General features: G+C 62.2%; 17 protein-coding genes and 1 tRNA gene. 16 read left to right on the top strand and 2 right to left on the bottom strand.

The features are described from left to right. Window positions 1-48: 48 nt before the first annotated feature. Both AWB65_RS21070 and AWB65_RS21065 read right to left on the bottom strand, forming a co-directional pair. Window positions 49-693, bottom strand: coding sequence for a carbonic anhydrase (locus tag AWB65_RS21070; protein ID WP_087668993.1), 645 nt, complete (start codon window positions 691-693; stop codon window positions 49-51). A gap of 210 nt (window positions 694-903) precedes the next feature. Continuing rightward, a complete protein-coding gene (locus AWB65_RS21065) occupies window positions 904-1419 on the bottom strand; it encodes a hypothetical protein (protein ID WP_087668992.1) in 516 nt (171 codons plus the stop codon). 216 nt (window positions 1420-1635) lie between these two features. On the opposite strand from AWB65_RS21065, the gene AWB65_RS21060 reads away from it, so the two are divergent. From AWB65_RS21060 to nuoI, 16 genes are all read left to right on the top strand, one after another. After that, window positions 1636-2874: a branched-chain amino acid ABC transporter substrate-binding protein gene (locus tag AWB65_RS21060; RefSeq protein WP_235007711.1), complete on the top strand. Its 1239-nt coding sequence runs from the start codon at window positions 1636-1638 to the stop codon at window positions 2872-2874. Between the two features lie 184 nt (window positions 2875-3058). Further along, a complete protein-coding gene (rpsO, locus tag AWB65_RS21055; RefSeq protein ID WP_035924595.1) occupies window positions 3059-3328 on the top strand; it encodes a 30S ribosomal protein S15 in 270 nt (89 codons plus the stop codon). 315 nt (window positions 3329-3643) lie between these two features. Continuing rightward, the gene (pnp, locus tag AWB65_RS21050) at window positions 3644-5788 is read left to right on the top strand and encodes a polyribonucleotide nucleotidyltransferase (protein ID WP_200821756.1); all 2145 of its coding nucleotides are present in this window, start codon (window positions 3644-3646) and stop codon (window positions 5786-5788) included. 146 nt (window positions 5789-5934) lie between these two features. Next, on the top strand, window positions 5935-6960 hold the full coding sequence (locus AWB65_RS21045) for an NAD(P)H-quinone oxidoreductase (RefSeq protein WP_087668989.1): 1026 nt from the start codon (window positions 5935-5937) through the stop codon (window positions 6958-6960). Between the two features lie 175 nt (window positions 6961-7135). After that, window positions 7136-7909 carry a triose-phosphate isomerase gene (gene tpiA, locus AWB65_RS21040; RefSeq protein WP_087668988.1) on the top strand — a complete coding sequence of 258 codons (774 nt, stop codon included), beginning with the start codon at window positions 7136-7138 and terminating at the stop codon, window positions 7907-7909. Between the two features lie 79 nt (window positions 7910-7988). Continuing rightward, a complete protein-coding gene (secG, locus tag AWB65_RS21035; protein WP_087668987.1) occupies window positions 7989-8354 on the top strand; it encodes a preprotein translocase subunit SecG in 366 nt (121 codons plus the stop codon). Between the two features lie 127 nt (window positions 8355-8481). Continuing rightward, window positions 8482-8566 (top strand) — tRNA-Leu (locus tag AWB65_RS21030). Window positions 8567-8739: 173 nt separating this feature from the next. Next, entirely contained in the window at window positions 8740-9099 is a 360-nt protein-coding gene (locus AWB65_RS21025; protein ID WP_087655558.1) for an NADH-quinone oxidoreductase subunit A, read from the top strand. 61 nt (window positions 9100-9160) lie between these two features. Then, window positions 9161-9640, top strand: coding sequence for a NuoB/complex I 20 kDa subunit family protein (locus AWB65_RS21020; RefSeq protein WP_087655712.1), 480 nt, complete (start codon window positions 9161-9163; stop codon window positions 9638-9640). A 19-nt stretch (window positions 9641-9659) separates the two neighbouring features. Then, entirely contained in the window at window positions 9660-10262 is a 603-nt protein-coding gene (locus tag AWB65_RS21015) for an NADH-quinone oxidoreductase subunit C (protein WP_087655557.1), read from the top strand. A gap of 9 nt (window positions 10263-10271) precedes the next feature. Continuing rightward, the gene (locus AWB65_RS21010; protein WP_087668986.1) at window positions 10272-11525 is read left to right on the top strand and encodes an NADH-quinone oxidoreductase subunit D; all 1254 of its coding nucleotides are present in this window, start codon (window positions 10272-10274) and stop codon (window positions 11523-11525) included. A 147-nt stretch (window positions 11526-11672) separates the two neighbouring features. Beyond that, window positions 11673-12158, top strand: coding sequence for an NADH-quinone oxidoreductase subunit NuoE (nuoE, locus tag AWB65_RS21005; RefSeq protein ID WP_087668985.1), 486 nt, complete (start codon window positions 11673-11675; stop codon window positions 12156-12158). After that, window positions 12155-13477, top strand: a complete 1323-nt coding sequence (gene nuoF / locus AWB65_RS21000; RefSeq protein ID WP_087668984.1) for an NADH-quinone oxidoreductase subunit NuoF — start codon at window positions 12155-12157, stop codon at window positions 13475-13477. The genes nuoE and nuoF overlap by 4 nt, the downstream gene beginning before the upstream one ends. A gap of 30 nt (window positions 13478-13507) precedes the next feature. Further along, a complete protein-coding gene (gene nuoG / locus AWB65_RS20995) occupies window positions 13508-15847 on the top strand; it encodes an NADH-quinone oxidoreductase subunit NuoG (protein WP_087668983.1) in 2340 nt (779 codons plus the stop codon). Next, window positions 15848-16912, top strand: a complete 1065-nt coding sequence (nuoH, locus tag AWB65_RS20990; RefSeq protein WP_087668982.1) for an NADH-quinone oxidoreductase subunit NuoH — start codon at window positions 15848-15850, stop codon at window positions 16910-16912. Window positions 16913-16931: 19 nt separating this feature from the next. After that, the gene (gene nuoI / locus AWB65_RS20985; RefSeq protein ID WP_062637266.1) at window positions 16932-17420 is read left to right on the top strand and encodes an NADH-quinone oxidoreductase subunit NuoI; all 489 of its coding nucleotides are present in this window, start codon (window positions 16932-16934) and stop codon (window positions 17418-17420) included. Window positions 17421-17431: the final 11 nt, after the last annotated feature.

The following is a 17431-nucleotide window of genomic DNA, read 5'->3' as shown; positions in this document are numbered from 1 at the left end:
CGTCTTCGGCGCCGCATTGGATTGTTTGCGGGATGAGCGGAGCCGGGCCTAGCGGCCGGCGGTTTCGAGCGCGGGTTCGGGTTCGAAGAGGACGGGTTGGTCGTCCGGATAGCCCGTCGCGAGGACTTTGATGCGGCCATCGTGCAGGCCGAAGATCCAGCCGTGCACGCGCGGCGGCGCGTTGGCGTCGCGCACGAGCGGCGTCTCGCGCAGCGCGCGCACCTGCTCGAGCACGCTGAGTTCGGCGAGGCGGTTGACGCGCTCGTCGGCATCGGCGACGCGCTCCAGTTCGCCGCGATGCCTCTGCGCCAGCGCGCAAAGCGGCGCGATGCGGCGGTTCACGTGCGGCAAATCGGGCGACGCCGGCAAGAGTGAGGCGCGCACGCCGCCGCAGCCGTAGTGCCCGCAGACGATGATGTCGTCGACTTTGAGCACGCGCACGGCGTACTCGAGGACGCTCATCACGTTGTCGTCGGCGGGGGAAAACAGGTTCGCGATGTTGCGGTGCACGAACAGATCGCCGGGATTGGCGTTGGTGACAGTTTCGGCGGGAACGCGGCTGTCCGAGCAGCCGATCCACAGCACGCGCGGGCTTTGGCCTTCAGCCAGACGAGGGAAGAAGGCGTGATCGCTATCGGCGGTTTCACGCGCCCAGGCGATGTTTTCGACGAGCATGCGTTTGGGACGATTCATCAGGTGAACTCCGGTTCGGGGACGAGCAGCCACGCCATGCACCGCGCTGGGGCAGCTATCTCGATATTTCCGCGCTTCGTTGCAGCGCAGCGGAAACCTTACGAAATACTTTCTCAGAAAAAGTTCACATTCGTCTACTGATAAAAAAATGCCGCCTGAGTGGGCGACATTTTCATCAGATCATTGATCTGAACGATTTAAGCGGGCGTTTCAAAACACGTTACGCCGATCCGGGTCATGGAGCGGATCGGGCGTCTTCTGCGTGAGACGCAGGATGCCCTGGTCGTCAAAATAGAAGCTGTACATCATGTACCAGACGTTCGCCTCCATGTAGCGGTAGGTCCAGACCTCGCGCTTCATCAACGGGAAATACGAAGTCTCGACCGGCCGGCCGAAGTTCACGAGAACGTCCTTTTTCGTCCAGGTGCCGATCTGCGCCTTGTAGAACTCGTTTTCGTCGAGCACCTGACGCACGTTCACGATCTTGCCGGAGGCGTCGATGTCGGCGGCGGTGGTGACTTCGCCGAGCGGCTGCGTCGGCCACATCAGGCGCTTGCCGCCGTCGGGGAGATCGTAGACTTCGCGCGGCGGGCCTAAGCGGGCGGTGATCGTCGATGCGTCGGCGCCGGCCTGATAGTTCTGCCACGGCTGCGCGCAGGCCGTAAGCAGCAGCGCGAGGCCAAAGGCGGCGAGGGCGCGGGTGGCGCGGTGTGGTTCGAGCGGCATGGAATCCTCCAGAAGCCTTGTGCCCCGGCGTTGCGGCCGGGATTTCTTGGTGTTTTCGATTTTGACACGCGAACGGTGAAAAGCTTCCGCCATGGGGTCAGGATATTCGGCGCTGGCTTGCGCCACCGATGCGTCGCGGCCTATGATCCGCGCTCTCGGACCCTGGGTGGAACATCGGCAATGCGGAGCGCGAACAAACTGCAAATATTGACAGGAATGATGTTGGCGGCGGTTTGTGCCGTCTCCATGACCGCATCGGCGGCCGACAAAGCGCCGATCCGCATCGCGATGATCGAAGGCATGTCGGGGCCGTTCGCCAATGCCGGCGCGGCCGTCGAGCGCAACCTGCGCTTCGGCGTCGAGCGAGTGAACGCGCGCGGCGGCGTGAAACTTGCCGACGGTGCGCATCCGCTCGAACTCATTGTGCTCGACGGCAAGGGCAGCAGCGAAGCGAGTCTCGTGCAGTTGCGCGCCGTCGTCGACCAGAAGATCGGCTTCGTGATGCAGGGCAACAGTTCGGCGGTGGCGGCGGCGCTGATCGCCGCCATCGACAAGCAGAACGCGCGTGAACCGGATTCGCGCGTCGTGTTCCTCAACTATTCCGCCGACGATCCCGCGCTGACCAACGCCGCCTGCAGTTTCTGGCATTTCCGCTTCGACGCCCACGCCGGCATGCGCATGGACGCGCTCGCGGACGTGATCCAGCGCGATCAGTCGATGAAGAAGGTGTATCTGCTGAACCAGGATTACAGCTTTGGTCACGATGTGAGCCGCGAAGCGCAGCGGGCGCTGAAGGCTCGCCGGCCGGACATCGAGATCGCCGGCGACGAATTCCATCCGATTGGTCGCGTGAAGGATTTCGCGCCGTATGTTGCCAAGATTCGCGCGAGCGGCGCGGACGCGGTGGTGACCGGCAACTGGGGCAACGATCTGACGCTGCTCGTCAAGGCGGCACGCGAGCAGGGCCTGAACACGAAGTTCTACACGTTCTACGGGAACAGTCTGGGCGCGCCGGCCGCGCTCGGCGACGCGGGCGTGAAGCGCGTGGTGGCCGTCGCCGACTGGCATCCGAACGCGGGCGGCGCGGCCTCCGATGCGTACTATCAGGCGTTTCGCGCGCGTTACCCGTCGGCCGCCGACGACTACCTCGTGCTGCGCATGCCGCTCATGATCGACATGCTTGCAGAAGCGATGACCCGCGCCGGCAGCGCCGATCCGACGGCCGTCGCCCGGGCGTTGGAGGGCATGAAGTCCGACAGCGGCTTCCACGCGTCCACGATGCGCGCGCAGGACCATCAGTTGATCCAGCCCCTATACGTGATGGAGATGGATCGCGCGGGCACGCCCGGGGTGCGCTTCGACAACGAGGGCTCCGGCTACGGCTTTCGCACGCTGCTCGCGCTTCCCGCCGACAAGACCGCCCCGCCGACGACCTGCGTCATGGCACGGCCGTAGCGTCACGGGTCAACGGGCACCGGAGCTGTGCTATAATTCGCGCTTCGTTTTGGGGAGGCTTTGGGGCAACGTGTCCATCGGACCGATCCTAAAACGAAGAAGCGATGAAGAAAGTGAAGCGATCAAGTAACCCACGGCACGGCCTTTCTTCCGTGACCGCCTGTCTGTTTTAAAGGAAAAATCAATGTCCGTAGCTCAAGTCAAGAAGTCCGACGTCGTCGCAGAATACGCGCGCGCCGCCAACGACACCGGTTCGCCTGAAGTGCAAGTCGCACTGCTGACGACCCGCATCAACGAACTGACCCTGCACTTCAAGGCTCACACGAAGGATCACCACAGCCGCCGCGGCCTGCTGCGCATGGTGAGCCGTCGTCGCAAGCTGCTCGATTACCTGAAGGGCAAAGACGCTGACCGTTATCGCTCGCTGATCGAGAAGCTGGGCCTGCGTAAGTAATTGGCAACAAGCGGCCAGCGGTCCATCGAAGTGCCTGTGTCAGTCCGCTGATACAGGCATTTTGTTTTTGAACGGTCGCTGGCCGGTAGGTGTTTCAAGCGCTTTACCCTGTTTCACCGGGATTCTGAAGAATCCGACACCCGGCCTGTGCCTCGCGGCGGAGCTTTGTGTCATTCCAGCGCGTCATGCGCTTCGCGTGTCGTGTTGCGTTGGAATGGCATAACACACCTCTTCTTGCGCGGTCCGGCCGTCGACTGGCTTAGCGCCGTCCATCGGCAGTTGCGATCGGGCGCAGCGCGGCGTAACGAACAAGGAGTGATGATGTTCAATAAAATCGTCAAAGAATTTAAGTGGGGACAACACACGGTCCGCCTCGAAACCGGTGAGATCGCTCGCCAGGCGGGCGGCGCGGTGATCGTCGACATCGAAGACACCGTGGTGCTCGCGACCGTCGTCGGCGCGAAGACGGCCAAGCCGGGTCAGGATTTCTTCCCGCTGACTGTCGATTACCTCGAAAAGACTTACGCCGCCGGCAAGATCCCGGGTGGTTTCTTCCGCCGCGAAGGCCGTCCGTCGGAAGGCGAAACGCTGATTTCGCGCCTGATCGACCGCCCGCTGCGTCCGCTCTTCCCGGAAGGCTTCTATAACGAAGTTCAGGTCGTGATCCACGTCCTGTCGCTGAACCCGGACGTTCCCGCCGACATCCCCGCGCTGATCGGCGCGTCGGCGGCGCTCGCCGTGTCGGGCCTGCCGTTCAACGGGCCGGTCGGTGCCGCGCGCGTCGCGTACATCAACAACGAATACGTGCTGAACCCCACGCGCACGCAGATGAAGGAATCGGCGCTCGACCTGATCGTCGCCGGTACCGAGCGCGCCGTGCTGATGGTGGAATCGGAAGCGAAGCAGTTGAGCGAAGAAATCATGCTCGGCGGCGTCGTGTTCGGCCACGAGCAGATGCAGACCGCGATCGACGCAATCCACGAACTCGTCCGTGACGGTGGCAAGCCGGAATGGGACTGGGCGCCGGCGCCGAAGAACGAAACGCTGATCGGCCGCGTGACGGAACTGGCGCAAGCCGATCTGCTCGCCGCTTATCAGTTGCGCAACAAGCAGGCGCGTTCGGCCAAGCTGAAGGAAATCTACGCAGCGACGTCGGCTTCGCTCGAGCAGGACGCCGCGGCATCGGGCTCGGTCGCCGCCGACAAGGCGACGGTCGGCAACGTGCTGTTCGACATCGAAGCGAAGATCGTCCGCTCGCAGATCCTGAACGGCGAGCCGCGCATCGACGGCCGCGACACGCGCACGGTCCGCCCGATCGAAATCCGCACGGGCGTGTTGCCGCGCACCCACGGCTCGGCGCTCTTCACGCGCGGCGAAACGCAGGCGCTCGTCGTCGCGACGCTCGGCACGAAGGGCGACGAACAGAACATCGACGCGCTCGAAGGCGAATATCGCGAGCGCTTCATGCTCCACTACAACATGCCGCCGTTCGCGACCGGCGAAACGGGGCGCGTCGGTTCGCCGAAGCGCCGTGAAATCGGTCACGGTCGACTGGCCAAGCGCGCGCTGGCCGCGTGCCTGCCGTCCGCCGACGAATTCGGCTACTCGATCCGCGTCGTCTCGGAAATCACGGAATCGAACGGTTCGTCGTCGATGGCTTCGGTCTGCGGCGGCTGTCTCGCGCTGATGGACGCTGGCGTGCCGATGAAGGCACACGTTGCGGGCATCGCGATGGGCCTGATCCTCGAAGGCAACAAGTTCGCGGTTCTGACCGACATCCTCGGCGACGAAGATCATCTGGGCGATATGGACTTCAAGGTGGCGGGCACGGCGCAAGGCGTGACGGCACTGCAGATGGACATCAAGATCCAGGGCATCACGAAGGAAATCATGCAGGTTGCGCTCGCGCAGGCGAAGGAAGGTCGCATGCACATCCTCGGCAAGATGACGTCCGCCGTTCCGGGCACGAACACGGTGCTGTCGGAGTTCGCGCCGCGCATGATCACGATCAAGATCAATCCGGAAAAGATCCGCGACGTGATCGGCAAGGGCGGTTCGGTGATCCGCGCGCTGACCGAAGAAACCAACACGACGATCGACATTTCGGATGACGGCGTCGTGACCATCGCGAGCACGAGCAGCGAAGGCATGGCGGAAGCGAAGAAGCGCATCGAGAACATCACGGCCGAAGTGGAAGTCGGACAGATCTACGAAGGCCCGGTGCTCAAGCTGCTGGACTTCGGCGCGATCGTTAACATTCTGCCGGGCAAGGATGGTCTCCTGCACATCTCGGAAATCGTCAACGAGCGCATCAAGGACATCAACGACTATCTGAAGGAAGGCCAGATCGTTCGCGTGAAGGTCATCCAGACGGACGAGAAGGGTCGCGTGCGTCTGTCGGCGAAGGCGCTGCTGAACGAAGGTGCGCCGCAAGCAGAACCGACGCATCCGCAGCACTAATGCGGTAACGTCTCACCGGCCGGTCGCGTTTCTTGCGCACCGGCCGTTTTTTTGCCTGACTCGATGGCCGTGTGGATTAAGCTTTGCTGGCGTCCACACCGCCATCCGGTCAAGAAAACCGACGAATCCGACTCAAAGGGAAGCAGATGAAAGCGATCGAAATCACTGAATTTGGCGCACCCGAAGTGTTGAAACTGGGCGAGCGCCCGCTGCCCGCGCCGAAATCGGGCGAAGTGTTGATCAAGGTCGCGGCGTCGGGCGTGAATCGTCCGGACGTGTTTCAGAGGAAGGGCGGCTATGCGCCGCCGCCGGGCGCGTCGGACTTGCCGGGGCTGGAGGTGGCGGGCGAAATCGTCGACGCCGCCGAGGACGCATTCGATCCGAAGCACAATCCGTTTGGTCTGAAGAAGGGCGATCGCGTGTGTGCGTTGCTTGCGGGTGGCGGCTACGCGGAATACGCCGTCGCGCCAATGGAGCAATGTCTGCCGGCGCCGAAGGGCTTGTCGGATGTCGAGGCGGCTTCGCTGCCGGAGACGTTTTTCACCGTGTGGAGCAACGTGTTCGAGCGCGCGCATCTCGGCGCGGGCGAAAACGGCGCGGAAGAGACGCTGCTGATCCAGGGCGGATCGAGCGGGATCGGCGTGACGGCGATCCAGATCGCGAAGGCGCTTGGTCATCGCGTGTTCGTCACGGCCGGCACCGACGAAAAATGCCGCGCGTGCGAAGCGCTGGGCGCCGAGCGGGCGATCAACTACAAGACGGAAGATTTCGTCGAAGTGGTGAAGTCGCTCACGAACGACCGCGGTGTCGACGTGATTCTCGACATGGTCGCGGGCGATTATCTGCCGCGCGAACTGAAGGCGCTCGCGGATGGCGGACGCGTCTGCGTGATCGCGCTGCTCGGCGGGGCAAAGGCGGAGATCAACCTGAACGACGTGTTGCGGCGACGTCTCGTCATCACCGGATCGACGTTACGTCCGCGTCCGGTCGCGTTCAAGGCGAAGATCGCGGCGCAACTAAAAGAGCGCGTCTGGCCGGAAATCGAGGCGGGGCGCATCAAGCCGGTGATCCACGAAGTCTTTGCCGCCGCCGATGCCGCCGCAGCACACACGCTGATGGAAGGCAGCACGCACGTCGGCAAGATCGTGCTGGACTGGACTCAGGGCGCGTAACACGCGCGGGACACGCGGGCGAAAATCGTGCCGGTTTGACCGGGTTCGCCGCGACACAGTAAAATCGTGTGTTTTGCAGACGATTTGCGCGGCGCGCCGTGGTATCGAAAAGATCGGCGCGCACACCGAAAACCATACCAAGAACCCGTAACGGCGCGGCCGGGCGGCGAGACACATGTCGAAACAACGAGCAAAACTGGTAGTCGGGAACTGGAAAATGCATGGTCGGCTCGCGGAGAATGGCGCGCTGTTGACCGAGGTGGCATCGGGGGCATCGGCTTTGCAGAAGGGCGTGCGGGTCGGTGTTTGCGTCCCGTGTCCGTATTTGCCGCAATCGCAGGCGTTGTTGAGCGGATCAGTTGTCGCCTGGGGCGTGCAGGATGTGTCGGCGTATGAGAAGGGCGCATACACCGGTGAGGTTGCAGCAGAAATGGTCGTCGATTTCGGCGCGACCTACGCGATCGTTGGGCATTCGGAGCGGCGCGCGTATCATCGCGAATCGTCCGATCTCGTCGCGGTGAAGGCGCGTCGGGCGCTGGAAGCGGGGCTTACGCCGATCGTGTGCGTCGGCGAGACACTCGAACAACGTGACACCGGTGTGACGGAGCAGGTCGTCGGCACGCAGCTCGAAGCGGTGCTGCTCGTGCTGACGGAAGAGCAGGCGGCGAGGATCGTCGTCGCGTACGAGCCGGTCTGGGCGATCGGCACGGGCAAGAGTGCGAGTTCGGCCGAGGCGCAGCAGGTTCACGCGTTCCTGCGGGCGAAGCTGGCGGAGAAGGGTGCATCGGTCGCCGACGTGCCGTTGCTCTACGGCGGCAGCGTCAAGCCGGATAATGCACAGGAATTGTTTGCGCAGCAGGATATCGACGGCGGGCTGATCGGTGGCGCGGCGTTGAAGTCGAAGGATTTTCTGGCAATTTGCCAGGCGGCACAAGACGTGTCGAACTGAGCTGGCATCGCTCAAGCAGTAGGCAGGAAGCGCGACGCATTCGGTGTCGCGTCAACATTAAAGATTCGGGTGAGTGGAAATGCTGTATTTGAAGACTTTGATCATCGTCGTCCAGTTGATGTCGGCGTTGGGCGTTATCGGCCTCGTGTTGTTGCAGCATGGCAAGGGCGCCGACATGGGCGCCGCCTTCGGCAGCGGCGCATCGGGCAGCCTGTTCGGCGCCACGGGCTCGGCGAACTTTCTTTCGCGCACGACCGCGGTTCTCGCCGCTGTCTTCTTCATTTCGACGCTCGCGCTTACCTATCTCGGCAGCTACAAGCCGCAGACATCGGCGGGCGTGCTGGCGGGTGCGGCTACGGCGCCTGCTTCGGCGGCTGTCGCTGGATCGGCGCCGGCTTCCGCGCCGGTCGTTTCGTCCGCGCCGGGCGCTGACGTGCCCAAATAAATGCCGAATTAAATTTTTCGCGAAATTCGCTTTTTGTGCGTTGAACAAACTGTTGGGCCCAGTTATAATTCAAGTCTTGAAGCGATTCGCAGCGATAACAAGTTGTTTTCCCGGATTGCGAGACAGTGCCGACGTGGTGAAATTGGTAGACACGCTATCTTGAGGGGGTAGTGGCGAAAGCTGTGCGAGTTCGAGTCTCGCCGTCGGCACCAAAGTTATCCAATGCCAGCCGCATGCATCGCTTCGGCTGGCATTGTCACTTCTGGAGTATGCTTACGATCCGATTGTGTTCGTGAGCGATCCGAAGCGAAATTCTTGACCGGGTGGTCTGTCCCGGAAGAAACGCACGTATCAATTAACTGACCCAACCGATTTGAGGATAGCCTTGAACCTCGCACCCTACTACCCCGTCTTGTTGTTCCTGCTCGTGGGCACCGGTTTAGGCATAGCGTTGGTCAGTATCGGCAAGATCCTCGGTCCCAACAGGCCTGACACCGAAAAGAACGCACCGTACGAATGCGGCTTCGAAGCCTTCGAAGACGCCCGTATGAAATTTGACGTGCGTTACTATCTCGTCGCCATTCTGTTCATTATTTTCGACCTTGAAACGGCTTTCCTGTTTCCGTGGGGTGTTGCCCTGCGCGATATCGGCTGGCCGGGTTTCATGGCCATGATGATTTTCCTGCTCGAATTTTTGCTCGGTTTCGCCTACATCTGGAGAAAGGGCGGTCTCGACTGGGAATGACAGTTAAATCACCGGATTCATGGGCGGCTTTGGCTGGCTGCTCATCTGGAGTGGAAAGCAAATGAGTATCGAAGGGGTCTTGAAGGAAGGGTTTGTCACCACCACGGCTGACAAGCTGATCAACTGGACGCGCACCGGCTCCCTCTGGCCGATGACGTTCGGTCTCGCGTGTTGCGCGGTCGAGATGATGCATGCGGGCGCGGCCCGCTACGACCTCGACCGTTTTGGCGTGGTGTTCCGTCCGAGTCCGCGTCAGTCCGACGTGATGATCGTGGCCGGCACGCTGTGCAACAAGATGGCGCCCGCGCTGCGCAAGGTCTATGACCAGATGGCCGAACCGCGCTGGGTGATCTCGATGGGTTCCTGCGCGAACGGCGGTGGCTATTACCACTATTCGTATTCCGTCGTGCGCGGCTGCGACCGGATCGTCCCGGTCGACGTCTATGTGCCGGGTTGTCCGCCGACGGCGGAAGCGCTGGTGTACGGCGTAATCCAGTTGCAAGCGAAGATTCGCCGCACCAACACCATCGCCCGTACATAAGGCCTGAGCCTCCCCAATTATGGCAAGCAAACTCGAGACCCTTAAAGCGAACCTCGAGGCGGCGTTTGGCGACCGCCTCCAGAGCATTACCGAGGCGCTTGGGCAACTGACGGTCGTCGTCAAGGCGAGCAACTACGCCGATGTCGCCCTGCAACTGCGCGACGATCGCAAGCTCGGCTTCGAACAACTCGTCGATTTGTGCGGCGTCGATTACTCGACCTACGGCGAAGGCGCCTACGAAGGCCCGCGTTTCGCCGCCGTGCTCCATCTTCTGTCGATCTCGAACAACTGGCGTCTGCGCGTGCGCGTGTTCGCGCCGGACGATGAAGTGCCGATCGTGCCGTCTGTGGTCGACGTCTGGTCGTCGTCGAACTGGTACGAGCGCGAAGCGTTCGACCTCTACGGCATCGTGTTCGAAGGTCACCCCGACCTGCGCCGCATTCTCACCGACTACGGTTTCATTGGCCATCCGTTCCGCAAGGACTTCCCGGTGTCGGGCTATGTCGAAATGCGCTACGACCCGGAAGAAAAGCGCGTGGTCTACCAGCCAGTGACGATCGAGCCGCGCGAAATCACGCCGCGCGTGATCCGCGAAGATCGCTATGGCGGTCTGAAACACTAAGAGAACGCCATGGCAGAGATCAAGAACTACACGCTGAATTTTGGCCCGCAACACCCGGCAGCGCACGGCGTGCTGCGCCTCGTGCTCGAACTCGACGGCGAAGTGATCCAGCGCGCCGATCCGCACATCGGCCTGTTGCATCGCGCGACCGAGAAGCTCGCTGAAACGAAGACGTTCATCCAGTCGGTGCCGTACATGGATCGTCTCGACTACGTGTCGATGATGGTCAACGAGCACGGCTACGTGATGGCGATCGAAAAGCTGCTCGGCATCGACGTGCCGGTGCGCGCGAAATACATTCGCGTGCTGTTCGACGAAATCACGCGCGTACTGAACCACCTGATGTGGATCGGCTCGCACGCGCTCGACGTCGGCGCGATGGCCGTCTTCCTGTACGCGTTCCGTGAGCGCGAAGACCTGATGGACGTGTACGAAGCCGTGTCGGGCGCGCGGATGCACGCGGCGTACTATCGTCCGGGCGGCGTGTATCGCGACCTGCCTGACGCAATGCCGCAATACAAGGCGTCCAAGATTCGCAATGCGAAGGCGCTCTCGAAGATGAACGAGACCCGCCAAGGGTCGCTGCTCGACTTCATCGACGATTTCTTCAACCGTTTCCCGCATTGCGTCGACGAATACGAGACGCTTCTGACCGACAACCGCATCTGGAAGCAGCGTCTGGTCGGTATCGGCGTGGTGAGCCCGGAGCGCGCGATGCAACTCGGCATGACGGGCGCGATGCTGCGCGGCTCGGGAATCGAGTGGGATTTGCGCAAGAAGCAGCCGTATGAAGTGTATGACCAGCTCGATTTCGATATCCCGGTTGGCGTGAACGGCGATTGCTATGACCGTTACCTCGTGCGTGTAGAGGAAATGCGTCAGTCGACGCGCATCGCGAAGCAATGTATCGAGTGGCTGCGCAAGAACCCCGGTCCGGTGATGATCGACAATCACAAGATCGCGCCGCCGTCGCGCGTAGGCATGAAGACCAACATGGAAGAGCTGATTCACCACTTCAAGCTCTTCACGGAAGGCTTCCACGTGCCGGAAGGCGAGACGTACGCAGCGGTCGAGCATCCGAAGGGCGAGTTCGGCATCTATCTGATTTCGGATGGCGCGAACAAGCCGTATCGCCTCAAGATTCGCGCGCCCGGTTACGCGCACCTCGCGTCGCTCGACGAAATGGCGCGCGGCCACATGATCGCCGATGCCGTGACGATCATCGGGACGCAGGACATCGTGTTCGGCGAGATCGATCGCTGATCAAATTCGGTCGCTTGGCGAGACGCGCGCTGACTTCAACGCCGCGGACACCGAGCGAACAAGCAACAGCAGGACGCCAGGTCTGCCGCAACAAGAAGGGCGCGGCAGGTTTTCGTTCGGTAGGAATTGAAAGAGTCGTGTCTGAAAATGATCTCAGCTGAAGGCCTGAAAGAAATCGATCGTGCGATCGCGAAATATCCCGCGGAGCAGAAGCAATCCGCGGTGATGTCGGCGCTGGCTACCGCTCAGGAAGAGCACGGCTGGCTGTCGCCCGAGCTGATGCAGTTCGTCGCCGACTATCTCGGCATGCCGGCGGTCGCCGTGCAGGAAGTCGCGACGTTTTACACGATGTACCAGACGTCGCCGGTCGGCAAGCACAAGATCACGCTCTGCACGAATCTGCCGTGTCAGCTCGGCCCGGACGGCGGCTCGGACAGCGCGGCGCAATATCTGAAGCAGAAGCTCGGCATCGACTTCGGCGAAACCACCGCCGACGGCAAATTCACCTTGAAGGAAGGCGAGTGCTTCGGCTCGTGCGGCGACGCGCCGGTCCTGCTCGTGAACAACCATCGCATGTGCAGCTTCATGAGCCGCGAGAAGATCGACCAGTTGATCGAGGAACTTTCGAAATGACGTCTCTCCACGATCGTCACATCAAACCGCTGATCCTCGCTGGCCTGAACGGCGAGAACTGGCATCTCGAAGACTACGTCGCGCGTGGCGGCTACAAACAGTTGCGCCGTATCCTCGAAGAGAAGATTCCCCCTGAGCAAGTGATTGCCGACGTGAAGGCGTCGGGCTTGCGTGGCCGTGGCGGTGCGGGCTTCCCGACCGGCCTCAAGTGGAGCTTCATGCCGCGTCAGTTCCCGGGGCAGAAGTATCTCGTCTGCAACTCGGACGAAGGCGAGCCGGGCACGTTCAAGGATCGCGACATCCTGCGCTGGAACCCGCATTCGTTGATCGAAGGCATGGCCATCGGTGCGTATGCGATGGGCATCACCGTCGGCTACAACTATATTCACGGCGAAATCTGGGAAACCTACAAGGTGTTCGAAGCGGCGCTGGAAGAAGCGCGCGCGGCCGGGTATCTCGGCGCGAACATCCTGGGCTCGGGTTTTTCGTTCGAGCTCCATGCGCACCACGGTTACGGCGCGTATATCTGCGGCGAAGAAACGGCGCTGCTCGAATCGCTCGAAGGCAAGAAGGGCCAGCCGCGCTTCAAGCCGCCGTTCCCGGCGAGCTTTGGCGTGTATGGCAAGCCAACCACGATCAACAACACCGAGACGTTTGCTGCCGTGCCGTTCCTGCTGGAAATCGGCCCGCAGAATTACCTCGAACTCGGCAAGCCGAACAACGGCGGCACGAAGATCTTCTCGATCTCGGGCGACGTCAATCGTCCGGGCAACTACGAGATTCCGCTCGGCACGCCGTTTTCGACGCTGATGGAACTCGCGGGCGGCGTGCGCGGCCAGTCGATCAAGGCGGTGATTCCGGGCGGATCGTCGGCGCCGGTCGTGCCGGGCGAGATGATGCTCGCAACCGACATGGACTACGACTCGATCGCGAAGGCCGGCTCGATGCTCGGTTCCGGCGCGGTGATCGTGATGAACGAAACGCGCTGCATGGTGCGCTCGCTGTTGCGCCTGTCGTACTTCTACTACGAGGAATCGTGCGGGCAGTGCACGCCGTGCCGCGAAGGTACGGGCTGGCTGTATCGCGTCGTGCATCGTATCGAACACGGTCTTGGCCGCAAGGAAGATCTGGATCTGCTGAACTCGGTGGCCGAAAACATCATGGGCCGCACGATTTGCGCCCTCGGCGACGCGGCCGCCATGCCGGTGCGCGGCATGCTGAAGCACTTCTGGAACGAATTCGAATATCACGTCGAGCACAAGCATTGTCTCGTCGGCGGACACGCGCACCACGCGGCGTCCGAAGCGCTTACCGCGTGAGCGAAAAAAGGTTAAGGACCATTCCCCATCATGGTTGAACTAGAAATTGACGGCAAGACGGTAGAGGTGCCTGAGGGCAGCATGGTGATCCAGGCTGCGCACAAGGTCGATACGTATATTCCTCACTTCTGCTATCACAAGAAGCTGTCGATCGCGGCGAACTGCCGGATGTGTCTCGTCGAAGTCGAGAAGATGCCGAAGGCCGTGCCCGCCTGTGCGACGCCGGTGTCGGCGGGCATGATCGTGCGCACGACGTCGGACAAGGCCGTGAAGGCGCAGCAGTCCGTGATGGAATTCCTGTTGATCAACCATCCGCTCGATTGCCCGATCTGCGATCAGGGCGGTGAATGCCAGCTGCAGGACTTGGCCGTCGGATATGGCAAGTCGCAGTCGCGTTACAACGAAGAAAAGCGCGTCGTGTTCCACAAGAACGTCGGTCCGCTGATCTCGATGGAAGAAATGACGCGCTGTATCCATTGCACGCGCTGCGTCCGCTTCGGCCAGGAAGTGGCTGGCGTAATGGAACTCGGCATGCTGGGTCGCGGCGAGCATTCGGAGATCACGTCGTTCGTCGGCAAGACGGTCGATTCCGAACTGTCGGGCAACATGATCGACCTGTGCCCGGTCGGCGCGCTCACGAGCAAGCCGTTCCGCTACAGCGCGCGGACGTGGGAACTGTCGCGGCGCAAGTCGGTGAGCCCGCACGATTCCGTCGGCGCGAACCTCGTCGTGCAGGTGAAGAACAATCGCGTGATGCGCGTCCTGCCGATGGAGAACGAATCCATCAACGAATGCTGGATCTCGGACAAGGACCGTTTCTCGTACGAAGCGCTCAACGGCGCCGACCGTCTCACCACGCCGATGCTCAAGCAGGACGGCAAGTGGCTCGAAACAGACTGGCAGACGGCGCTCGAATACGTTGCAAAGGGTTTCAAGGGCATCAAGGCCGATCACGGCGCCAACGCCGTCGCATTGCTGGCGACGCCGCACAGCACGGTCGAAGAACTGTATCTGCTGAAGCAACTGGCTGAAGGCGTCGGTACGCCGAACATCGATTTCCGTCTGCGTCAGAGCGATTTCTCGGCGCCCGTGGGCGTCGGTGCGCCGTGGCTCGGCGTGAAGATCGCGGATCTGTCGAATATCGATACCGCGTTTGTCATCGGCTCGTTCCTGCGTCGCGATCATCCGTTGTTCGCCGCGCGTCTGCGTCAGGCTGCGAAGAGCGGCGCGAAGCTCACGTTCCTGCACGCCAGCAACGACGACTCGTTGATCCCGGCCGCGCATCGCGTGGTCGCGGCGCCGTCGGCGTGGCTCGACCAACTCGCGGGCATCGCTGCGGCGGTGGCCGAAGGGCGCGGCGTCGCGTTGCCGGACGCATTCGCCGGGCGCGAAGTGTCAGCGGCGGCGAAGGACGTGGCGGCATCGCTGTCGGCGGGCGAGAAGCGCGTCGTACTGCTCGGCAACAGCGCGGTCCAGCATCCCGATTTCGCACAGATTCAAGCGGCGGCCCAATGGATCGCCGACAACACCGGCGCGACACTCGGCTTCCTGACGGAAGCGGCGAACACGGTCGGCGCGCATCTCGTCGATGCATTGCCGGGCGAGGGCGGCCTGAACGCCCGTGAAGTATTCGAGCAGCCGCGCAAGGGCTACGTGCTCCTGAACGTCGAACCCGAATTCGATACGGCGAACCCCGCGCAAGCGCTCGCCGCGTTGAAGCAGGCGGAGATGGTCGTTGCACTGTCGGCGTTCAAGCACGGCGCGGACTACGCCGACGTGCTGCTGCCGATCGCGCCGTTCTCGGAGACGTCGGGCACGTTCGTCAATGCCGAAGGCACCGCGCAGTCGTTCAACGGCATCGTGCGACCGCTCGGCGAGACGCGTCCGGGCTGGAAGGTTCTGCGCGTGCTGGGCAGCGTGCTCGGCCTGCCGGGCTTCGAGTTTGATACCGCCGAAGAAGTGCGCAATGCCGCGCTCGGAACGGGCGACCTGACGGCGCAACTGTCGAACAAGACGACCGTCGCACCGGCGCGCAAGACGGCGACGGCCACGACGCAAACAGGCAAGTTCGAGCGCCTCGCCGATGTGCCGATCTACCACGCCGACGCGCTCTCGCGCCGCGCGGAATCGCTGCATCTGACGGCCGCCGCACGCGATGCGAACGTCGCCGCGTTGCCAACGTCGCTCTTCGACAAGCTCGGCCTGAAGAACGGCGACGCGGTGCGCGTCGCTCAAGGCAACCTCTCGGTGGTCCTGCCCGCGGTTCGCGATGCGAACCTGGCGGAAACGGTGGTCCGCGTGTCGGCGGGGACGGCTGCTGGCGCCGCGCTCGGCGGCTTGTTCGGTGAACTGGTAGTGGAGAAGGCGTAAATGGGCTTGTTCGATACGATCAACGCGGGCGGCACGCAGATTCTCGGCGTCGCATGGCCGACGGTGTGGGCGCTGGTCCGCATCCTGGTGGTCTCCGTCGTCATCCTGCTGTGCGTGGCGTACCTGATCCTATGGGAACGCAAGCTCATCGGCTGGATGCACGTGCGTCTGGGACCGAACCGCGTCGGTCCGATGGGCTTGCTGCAGCCGATCGCCGACGTGCTGAAGCTCCTGCTGAAGGAAGTGATCCAGCCGAGCCAGGCGAGCAAGTGGATCTACCTGATCGCGCCGGTCATGACGGTGGTCCCGGCGTTCGCCGTGTGGGCGGTGATTCCGTTCCAGGCGAAGGCGGTACTCGGCGACGTCAACGCCGGGCTGCTCTACGTGATGGCGATTTCATCGGTCGGCGTGTACGGCGTGATTCTCGCCGGCTGGGCGTCGAACTCGAAGTACGCGTTCCTCGGCGCGATGCGCGCCGCGGCGCAGATGGTGTCGTACGAAATCTCGATGGGCTTCGCGCTCGTCGTCGTGCTGATGGTGGCCGGGTCGCTGAACATGTCGGAGATCGTGACGTCGCAGCAGCGCGGCATCTTCGCCGGCTTCGGCGTCAACTTCCTGTCGTGGAACTGGCTGCCGCTCCTGCCGATGTTCGTCGTGTACTTCATCTCGGGCATCGCCGAAACGAATCGTCACCCGTTCGACGTGGTGGAAGGCGAATCGGAAATCGTCGCGGGTCACATGATCGATTACTCGGGCATGGCGTTCGCGCTATTCTTCCTCGCCGAGTACATCAACATGATCGTGATCTCGGCGATCGCAACGACGCTGTTCCTCGGCGGCTGGGACGCGCCGTTTGGCTTCCTGTCGTTCATTCCGGGCTTTTTCTGGTTCGTATTCAAGATTTTCCTTCTGCTGTCGGTCTTTATCTGGGCGCGTGCGACGTTCCCGCGCTATCGCTACGACCAGATCATGCGCCTTGGCTGGAAGGTGTTCCTGCCGGTGTCGGTGGTGTGGGTGGTGGTGGTCGGCTTCTGGATCATGTCGCCGCTGAACATCTGGAAATAATGGGCGGATGAACTAAACCATGACCGCAATTCAGAATTTTTTTAAGACCTTCTTCCTGACCGAGCTGCTCAAAGGCCTCGCGCTGACGGGACGCTACACGTTCCAGCGCAAGATCACCGTGCAGTTCCCAGAGGAAAAGACGCCGATTTCCCCGCGCTTTCGCGGCCTGCACGCGCTGCGCCGCTATGAGAACGGCGAAGAGCGCTGCATCGCGTGCAAGCTGTGCGAAGCGGTGTGCCCGGCGCTCGCGATCACGATCGAGTCCGAGACGCGCGCCGACAACACCCGCCGCACGACGCGCTACGACATCGACCTGACCAAGTGTATTTTCTGCGGATTCTGCGAAGAAAGCTGCCCGGTCGATTCGATCGTCGAGACGCACATCCTTGAATATCACGGCGAGAAGCGCGGCGACCTGTATTTCACGAAGGACATGCTGCTGGCAGTCGGCGACCGTTACGAGACGGAAATCGCGGCATCGAAGGCGGCTGACGCGCCTTACCGCTGATCTGCTGGCAC

Source organism: Caballeronia humi, assembly GCF_001544475.1.
Taxonomy (GTDB): domain Bacteria; phylum Pseudomonadota; class Gammaproteobacteria; order Burkholderiales; family Burkholderiaceae; genus Caballeronia; species Caballeronia humi.
This window is presented reverse-complemented; position numbering and strand designations above follow the sequence as displayed.